6 protein-coding genes are annotated in these 8,585 nt (G+C 66.1%); 3 read left to right on the plus strand and 3 right to left on the minus strand.

The features are described from left to right. Positions 1-90: 90 nt before the first annotated feature. The 3 genes from tssL to AC3WRI_RS23670 are packed head-to-tail and all read left to right on the plus strand — an operon-like array spanning position 91 to position 5,222. Positions 91-672, plus strand: a complete 582-nt coding sequence (gene tssL / locus AC3WRI_RS23660) for a type VI secretion system protein TssL, long form (protein ID WP_492294194.1) — start codon at positions 91-93, stop codon at positions 670-672. 12 nt (positions 673-684) lie between these two features. Continuing rightward, on the plus strand, positions 685-4,506 hold the full coding sequence (tssM, locus tag AC3WRI_RS23665; RefSeq protein WP_492294189.1) for a type VI secretion system membrane subunit TssM: 3,822 nt from the start codon (positions 685-687) through the stop codon (positions 4,504-4,506). Continuing rightward, on the plus strand, positions 4,503-5,222 hold the full coding sequence (locus tag AC3WRI_RS23670; RefSeq protein WP_492294191.1) for a TagF domain-containing protein: 720 nt from the start codon (positions 4,503-4,505) through the stop codon (positions 5,220-5,222). Before tssM ends, AC3WRI_RS23670 begins: the two co-directional genes overlap by 4 nt. 47 nt (positions 5,223-5,269) lie before the next feature. On the opposite strand, the gene AC3WRI_RS23675 is transcribed toward AC3WRI_RS23670, so the two are convergent. Genes AC3WRI_RS23675 through AC3WRI_RS23685 form a run of 3 tightly spaced genes read right to left on the minus strand, consistent with a single transcriptional unit; the run spans position 5,270 to position 8,550 of the window. After that, positions 5,270-5,965, minus strand: coding sequence for a transglycosylase domain-containing protein (locus AC3WRI_RS23675; protein ID WP_010811523.1), 696 nt, complete (start codon positions 5,963-5,965; stop codon positions 5,270-5,272). Between the two features lie 58 nt (positions 5,966-6,023). Then, positions 6,024-7,073 (minus strand): Ldh family oxidoreductase, encoded by a 1,050-nt coding sequence (locus AC3WRI_RS23680; RefSeq protein WP_011614641.1) that lies wholly within the window; start codon positions 7,071-7,073, stop codon positions 6,024-6,026. A gap of 13 nt (positions 7,074-7,086) precedes the next feature. Beyond that, positions 7,087-8,550 carry a DASS family sodium-coupled anion symporter gene (locus tag AC3WRI_RS23685; RefSeq protein WP_041687176.1) on the minus strand — a complete coding sequence of 488 codons (1,464 nt, stop codon included), beginning with the start codon at positions 8,548-8,550 and terminating at the stop codon, positions 7,087-7,089. Positions 8,551-8,585: the final 35 nt, after the last annotated feature.

Below are 8,585 nucleotides of genomic sequence, written 5' to 3' on the forward strand. Positions count from 1 at the left end.
CCCCCCCCCCCCCCCCCCCCCCCCCCCCCCCCCCCCCCCCGCGACCTGTCGCCACACTGGCGCGGCGCGGACGCCGGGCGCCTCAGCCTGCTGCGCACGGTGCCGGTGTGGGTCACGGCGTCGGTGCTGGCACTGGCGGTCTTTGGCCAGTTTGCCTGGTACAAGTACCAACTCTTGTTCCGCACCCACGATCTCGAACAGCAAATCCTCGCCATCGGCAAGGCAACACCGCCGGAGCCGCCCAAGGCGCTGCGCCTCGCCGAGTTGCTCAAGGATGAGATTGCGCGTGGGGTTGTCAGCGTACAGGAGGATGCGACCCGCAGTGCCGTCACGTTCCGCGGGGATGACATGTTCGGCGGTGGCCGCGCCGAGGTCAGCGACAAGGTCCTGCCGTTGCTGGACAAGGTTGCCGGAGAAATCAACAAGGTATCCGGCAAGGTGACCGTGGTCGGCCACAGCGACAACGTTCCCATCAAGACGGCGAAGTACCCGTCAAACCAGGTGCTGTCGGAAGAGCGTGCTGCGACCGTGACAGAGTACCTGGCCAGTAAGGGCGTCGCAAAGAATCGGCTCGAAGCGATTGGCAAGGGCGATTCGGAGCCGCTTACCGACAACAAGACGCCAGCCGCCCGGGCAAGGAATCGCCGGGTCGAAATCGTTGTAACGCCGTAATCGGGGTCAGGCATGGAATTTCTGAAACGTATCGGCGCTGTGCTGTTCTCCCGGCAGACGCTCGCGCTCATTGCCGTGCTCATGGTCGCGGCAGCTATCTGGTTCATCGGGCCGCTGCTCGGGTTCAGTAGCATGCATCCGCTGGCGGGCATCGGCGCGCGCGTCACGCTCATGGTGCTGTTGCTGGCAACGACGCTGTTCTGGTTGCTTGGCTGGCCGGTCTCCACGACAGGCCTCGCCGCGCTGTGTCTGCTGATCTGGCATGCGGGGCCGTTGCTTGCGATTGGCGCCAGCCATCCGCTGGAGCCGAGCTCAGTCCGCATTCTGCTGATCGCGGCGATTGTGCTCGTGTTCGTCGGCTATGTGTTGTACCTGCTTTGGCAGCGCGCACGCACGGACAAGACTTTTGTCGAGAGCCTGCTGAACTTTGGCGGGAAGCGCGAGGAGGTTGTGGCCAAGGATGAAATCGCCAGGCTGAACACGGCGGTTCAGACTGCCCTGCGACAACTCAAGGGCATGCGTAGCGGCAGCCGGGTCGGTCGCCTGTTCGAAGGCCGCCGCTACCTCTATGAACTGCCCTGGTACATGATGGTTGGCGTGCCGGGGGCCGGCAAGACGACGGCGTTGCTGAACGCCGGACTGCAATTCCCTATCGCGGGTCAGATGAGTGCGGCGGCTCGCGCACGGGATGGCACCGAGCAGGCAGATTGGTGGTTCACCAATGAGGCGGTTCTGATCGACACGGCAGGCCGCTATACGGCGCAGGAAGCGGGTTCGGCGATCGACCCGGCAGAATGGAAGGGATTCCTCGGCCTGCTGCGAAAATATCGCGCCCGCGCCCCGATCAACGGCGCGCTGGTGACGATCAGCGTGGAGGACCTGCTTCGGCACTCCAAAGAGGAGCGGGTGATCGAAGCGGCCAGGATTCGGGCGCGCCTGGCCGAACTGCGCGAGGAACTGGGCATCCAGTTTCCTGTCTACGTGCTGGTGACCAAGGTTGATCAGCTTGCCGGCTTCACGGACTATTGCCAGTACCTGACCAGCGAAGGCCGTGCCCAGCCTTTGGGGTTCACCTTTCCGGTTGCGGGAAAGCGGCGGCGGGGACAGCCAGCAATCGATGTTGTTGCGCAGTGCCGTGAGGAGATGTGGGCGCTGGTGGAGCGGCTGGAAGCCGGGCAGGTCGGACGGCTGTATGAGGAGTTCGATCTGGCCCGACGCCGGGCGCTCTACGCGCTGAGCGACGAGTTCGCGAGCGTGACGGAGCCGCTTGTCGCGATGCTGGAGCAGGTATTCCTTGACTCGCGCTATGACGACACCGAGCGGAATTCCATGTTGCGCGGCGTGTATTTCACCAGTGCGGCGCAAACCGGGGAAGCGATCGTCGCGGATGCGAGCACCGTGATCCGGCGGGTGCGTGGCAACGGGAAGTCTGGCGCCCAGGACGCCGCCGTCGCGGAAAAGTCAACCGGCAACCGCAGCTACTTCCTGCAGGACGTCTTCAAGCGCATCATCGTGCCCGAGGCGCACCTGGTGAGGCCGAACCTGCGCTGGGAGTTCCGCTTCCGCCTGTTGCGCCTGTTTGGCCATGCGCTGGTGCTGGTCATTTCCCTGTGGCTAGCCGGAGCGCTCTATACGAGCTTTGGCGACAATCGCAGCTATCTGGCGGTGGTGCAGGAGAAAGCCAAGGCGCTGGCCGCCACGGTAACGGCGTTTTACAAGAAGCCGCAGCCTGATGCGATGCCGGAGGTGTTGGGAGCGGCCCGCGACCTGCCTGCCTACGCCGGCCTGGATCTGGTCAATCCTTCTGCTGATTGGCGCTACGGCCTGTACAGCGTGGTGCCGGTGCTGGGCGCCGCGACCTTGACCCATACCAGGTTGCAGGACAACCTGCTGGTGCCGTACCTGGTGCGCCGGGTCGAAGCGGTGCTGTCAACGGCGGTCAGTCAGCGCGACGCCAAGCAGGCCTACGACACGCTGCGGGTCTACCTGATGCTGCATGACAAGGACAAGTTCAACGCATCCGACGTGCGTAGCTGGGTGCGCAGCGACTGGGCGACGGGCAACGGGGCGGATGCCTTTGGTGGCCGCGTGGCGGTGCTGGAGCATCTGGACAGCCTGCTCGATGGCAGCCGGCCGGTCTTGTCGCCCTACGCAAAGAACGAGGCACTGATCCGCTCGGCGCGCGATTTCCTGGACAGCGATACCTCGGTCGAACGCCTGTATGACCGCGCCAAGGCGGCCATGATGGAAGAGGCACCGCAGGACTTCACGCTGGTGCGCGCGGTCGGTCCCCAGGCCGGCACGGTCTTTACCCGGGCCAGCGGCGAGCCGCTGGAACGCGGTATTCCGGGGCTTTTTACCTATGCCGGCTACCACGACCTGTTCAATGTCCGCTTGCGGGAGTTTGTCGCCAGGGCGCAGGCGGTCGACATTTGGGTGATGGGGCGTGGAACAGGGCCTGGCGCTCAAAAAAAAACGGCTGACAATGCCGTCGGCCGGCTCACGGGCAATGATCCGCTCACGCGCGAGATCCGGCGCCTTTACCTGAGCGAATATGCCCGGAACTGGGAGAAGTTTCTGGGTGACATCCGGACCGTGACGGGAAGCAACCTGGCCTTTGACCTGGAGATCCTGCGCAACTTTGCCGCGCCGGATTCACCGCTTGCCCGGCTGGGCAGGGCCGCGGTGCAAGAAACGACGCTCAGCCGCACGCTCGAGCCCGAGGAAAAGTCCCTTGCGGAGAAGGCGTTGTCAGCGCTGGAAAAGAAGGCCGACAAAGCCAGCGCACTGAGCGTGCGTGCCGAGGCCCGTCAGGAACGCGAGCTGGTCGATAACCGCTTCGCCGCGCTGCGCGAAGTGGTTACCGGCCAGGCCGACGCGGCGGCGCCAGGCGCGCGGGACACCGCCGGCAAGCCGCAACTGGATACGATTGCCGGCATCGTCAATGCTTACTACACCAGTCTGGTAGTGGCCAATAACGCGCTGAGCACCCGGAACCTGCCGCCGCCCGCGGATGCAGGCGAGCAGTTGCGCATGGAGGCGGCGAAGCTGCCGGCGCCCTTCAAGGCGGTGCTGACCGACCTGGTCGTGCAGGGCGCCAGGGACGTCAACAAGGGTGTTGGCGATATCCTGATTGCGCAGATGGACGCCGTCATCGGCGAGAGCTGCCGCGGCGCCATCGACGGCAAGTATCCGTTCACGCCGACGTCGATGCAGGACGTGGACCCGGAAGACTTTGCACGCGTCTTCGCCGCGGGCGGAGTGTTGGACGACTTTTTCCAGAAGGTGTTGGCGCCGCACGTGGATACCACCATCTCGCCTTGGCGCTACAAGCTGACCGCCCCCGACGTGCCGCCCGTGGCTGGCCCGAGTCTGGTGCCGTTCCAGCGCGCCAGGGAAATCCGGGAAGTGTTCTTCCGGGATCCGGGAGCGAAGAAGATGGCCTGGAAGGTCGACCTGAAGGTGGTGGAACTCGATCCCGAAATCGTCGAGCTGAACATGGACTTCGACGGACAGAGCCAGCGTTACGTGCACGGTCCGGTCATCCCGCTCAAGGTGACCTGGCCGGGACCGCGGGGCGGGCAAGGGGCCGAGATCACTGCCAGCCCCCGGATTCGTCCGGATACCTCGACGCTGGCCGCCAACGGCCCGTGGGCCCTGATGCGGGTGATTGCCAAGGGCAGGCTCGCCGGCTCCGCTAGCGCCAGCCACTTCATGGCCGAATATGACTTCGACGGCCGCAGGGCGAAGCTCGATATCAATACCGGCAGCCTCGCCAACCCCTGGACCACCGGGCTGCTGCAGGGCTTCCAGTGTCCCGGGAGATCCGGGTGATCACGGCGCCGTCGATTTTCGGCAAGCTGCCAGCGCTGGGAGACTTTGTCCGCCACAATGCGCCGCTGGACCAGGTGCAGGCGTGGCGGAGCTGGTTCGATCATCGGGACGACGAACTCCTGGCGAGGGCGGCGTCGCATTCCGCGGGCGGCGGCGTCCGGCATTGGCTGCACCTGACCCCGCCCAGTCTCTCGGTTCAGTCCCGCTTGCGCCCGTCTGAACCATGCCTCTTCATCCTGCGGCCGCGCGGCCTGCAGTTTCCCAGCGAAAGCAGCTACCTGCTCGGTGTCTTGGCTGCATCGCATGACCGGGTTGGGCGCCGCTATCCGCTGGTGGTCTGGCAGGCCGCGAGCGCGCAATGGGCCGGTCATATCCTTGCCGCGCCCGCACAGTGGCTTACCGATTTGGTGCAAATCGTGCACGGCCACACACACACGGCGGACCGCACCGGCCTGGCCGCGGCGGTCGATGCCCTCTGGGCCCGCCATCGGCCAGGCTGGCGTGAGCGTGTCCAGCGTTCGCTCAGGCGGCTGGCCGATGCATCCCGGCCTGGCGCTTCAGGCGACGGCGTTATCGGGCCAAAGTCAACGCGAGACGACTGGCCCCCGGGCCTGTTGCGCGATGGCAGCCTTGGCAGCGTTTGGCAGTCCGCTGCCCACTGCGCTATCGAGATTGACGGCGTTGCTTCCATTCGCCGAATCGTGGCCGGACTCTGATCCTTCCTCCAGGGGGGGAATTTTCTGCCAGCGCCATTACCGACGGCTTACCTCAGCCTCAACGGCTCCAGCAATGCCCCGTCATACTCTCCTCGCGAGATCCGTCCAAGCTCCAGCATCCGCTGCAGGATATAAACCTGCCGCTGCCGCGCCCGCCTCGGATTCGCCACCGGATTATTAGCCGACGGCGCCTTGGGGAGCCCGGCAAGCATCGCACACTCAGCCAGCGTCAACTGATCCAGCCGCTTGCCAAAGTAAGTCCGCGCCGCATCGGCAAAGCCGTACGCCCCCTGGCCCAGGTAGATCTTGTTCATGTACAACTCCAGGATCTCGTCCTTGGTCAGCGCCTTTTCAATCCGGTATGAAAGCAGCACCTCGTACAGCTTGCGGGTATAGGTCTTGTCCCGCGACAGGTAGAAATTGCGTGCCACCTGCATGGTGATGGTCGATGCCCCCTGCGACAGCTCGTCCGACAGGTTGGCAACGCCGGCACGGACGACGCCGATGTAGTCGATGCCGTCATGCACGTAGAAGCGCTCATCCTCGATCGCCACCACGGCGCCGGTCAGCTCGCGCGGGATCTTGCCGATGGGCACGTAGTCGGGCGTATGGCGGAAGGCGGTGAGGGCGTCGAGCGACGGCAGCTGCCGGTTGGCGGCCAGGATGGCGATGGCAGCCAGCAGCGCGCCGCCGATCACGGCGAGCACCAGCAGCTTGATGAAGGCGGACCAGAGTCTTTTCATGGCACGTATTGTGCCAGCCGTGTGCGGCAGGGTGCGAGTCCCGCCGCAGGCGGAACCTTCAGGCCGTGGGGACGGCCACGTTGAGCGACTGCGCCAGGCGCTCAAGATTGCGCCAGATGGCCGGGTTGATGTTTAGCGTGTCGCTGGCCTGCGCCCGGTTGGCGGCCTCGTACTCGCCGGGGTACTGCACGCGGTCGACGCCCGGCGCCGGCGGTGTGTCGTGCAGGTAGCGCACGAACGCCTCGACCTCGGCGCTCTGCCAGTCCAGGCCCAGGTCCAGCGCGGGATTGAGCAGCACCGCGAACAGGTTGTTGGTGGCCACGCCGCCGCGCGGATTGTCTGGCTGGATGGTACCGCCGCCGGACAGCACGCCCGCCAGCAGCTCGGCCACAACGCCCAGTGCGTAGCCCTTGTGGCCGCCAAAGGGCAGCAGCGCGCCGGGGTGTTCGCCGAACATGGTTGACGCGTCGGTGGTGGGGTTGCCGTCGGCGCCGATGATGCTGCCTTCGGGCGCCGGCTCGCCTTTCTCGGCCAGCACACGGGCCTTGTTGATGGCAATCGCGCTGGTGGCGATGTCCACCACCAGAGGCGGCCGCCCGTTGGGCATCGGGCCGGCGAAACACAGCGGGTTGGTGGTGAGCCGCGCCACGCGGCCGCCGAACGGCGCCACCACCGGCGCGCGGTTGATCACGTTGGTGAAGCTCAGCAGCACAAAGCCGGCGGCGGCCGCCATCTCGCCGTAGTGGCCCATGCGGCCGAGATGGTGCGAGCGGCGCAGAGTGACGATGCAGTGGCCATGCTGGCGCACGCGCTCGATCGCTGCTTGCATCACGGACTTGCCCACGTGCTGGCCGAAGCCGCCGTCGCCGTCGAACACCATCAGCGTGCCCTGGTCCAGCACGCATTTGGCGCGGCCTTGCGGGTTGACGCTGTGGCCGTCGAGGGCGGTGCGGTAGTTGGGCAGGATCGACAGGCCGTGGCTGATATAGCCGCAGCGGTCGGATTCGACCAGGTGCTCGGCCACGTCGTCAGCGATGTCGGCGGGCACCTGCTGCGCGGCGAGGATGTCGCGGGCAAGCTGGCGGGCGCTGGTGAGGGAGATCTTCATGGTTCGTACCTCCTCAGACCCAGCCCAGCCAGCGCCAGTAGGTGGCTGCGAACAGCAGCATCATGGCGTAGCCGATGATCGTCACGGGGATGCCGATGCGCGCGAACTGGCGGCCGTTGAAGGTTTCCGTGCCCAGGCACACCATGTTCTGCGGCGCGTTGATCGGCAGGATAAAGCCGAAGCTGACGGTAAAGCCCAGCAGCATGGTCATGCCCACGCGGTTGATGTCGCCGGGCAGTGTCTGCAGCACCGCGATCAGGATCGGCAGCAGTGCCGCGGTCAGCGCGGTGGCGCTGGCAAAGCCCAGGTGGATCAGGATCAGGAAGGCCGACAGGATCGCAAACACCAGCAGCGCGCCGTGCGCCGCCAGTCCGGAATGCGTGACCACGAACTGCCCCAGCCACTGGCCGGCGTTGGTGGACAGCAGCGCCGTGCCCAGGCTGATGCCGACGCCGAACACGATCAGCGTGCCCCACGGCGTGCGTTGCTGCATGGTCTTCCAGTCCATCACGCCGATGCGCGGCATCATCAGGATCACCAGGCCGACGAAGGTCACGGTGGCGGTATCGAAGCTGTGCAGCTTGCCTTCGGTGGCCCAGAACAGCAGCAGGCCCAGCGATACCGCGGCCAGCCGCTTCTGCGGCGCGCTCATGGGGCCGAGGGCCGACAGCTCGCGCTGCACGGCTTCCTTGCCGCCGGGGATGGCGTCGGTTTCGGCGGGCAGCAGCAAGCGCACCAGGAAATACAGCACCACCGACATTGCGATGGCCCATGGCGCGCCCGCGATCAGCCATTGCAGCCAGGTGATGCGCTCGCCCAGCAGCTTGTCCATGAAGCCCACCGTCAGCAGGTTCTGCGCCGCGGCGGTCTGGATGCCGACGTTCCAGATGCTGGTGGCCTGCGCCACCGTGATCATGATGCCGGCGGCGATGTTGGACTTCTTGTCGACGCCGAACGCTGCAATCACGCCCATCATGATCGGCACCACGCAGGCACTGCGCGCGGTGGCGCTGGGCACCACCAGGCTCAGCGCGATGGTGACGGCGATCGTGCCGATCAGGATGCGGCGCGTGCTGGTGCCAATGGCAGACAGCGTCACCAGCGCGATGCGCCGGTCCAGCCCGGTCACGGTCATCGCCGCGGAGATGAACAGCGCCGCGGCGACCAGTGCCAGCGCGGTGTTGGAGAACCCCGCCAGCGCCATGCCGAGCGCCTTCGAGGTGCCGTACTGCACCGAGGGGTCGTTGACGGTCGGCGCAAAGCCGATCAGCCCCGCCATCAGCGAGGTGATCATGATGGCGCTGGTCTCATATGACACCGCCTCGGTGATCCACACCACGATGGCGAAGGCGAGGATCGCCAGCATGCGCTGGCCGGCGACGGTCAGTCCCTCGGGCTGCGGGATCGCCAGCACCACCAGCAGCGCAGCAACGGCGGCGAACAGGCCCCAGTGCAGCGTGAGTTTCGGCGCCGGCACGACAGCCTGTGCAGCCGCGGCGGAAGGGGCGGAAG

The organism is Cupriavidus sp. FW305-27 (genome assembly GCF_058787995.1).

Coding starts and splice junctions, on each gene's coding strand:
- AC3WRI_RS23680 (WP_011614641.1), bottom strand. CDS start 7,073: ATGAAGATCTCCCTCACCAGCGCCCGCCAGCTTGCCCGCGACATCCTC.
- AC3WRI_RS23675 (WP_010811523.1), bottom strand. CDS start 5,965: ATGAAAAGACTCTGGTCCGCCTTCATCAAGCTGCTGGTGCTCGCCGTG.
- tssM (WP_492294189.1), top strand. CDS start 685: ATGGAATTTCTGAAACGTATCGGCGCTGTGCTGTTCTCCCGGCAGACG.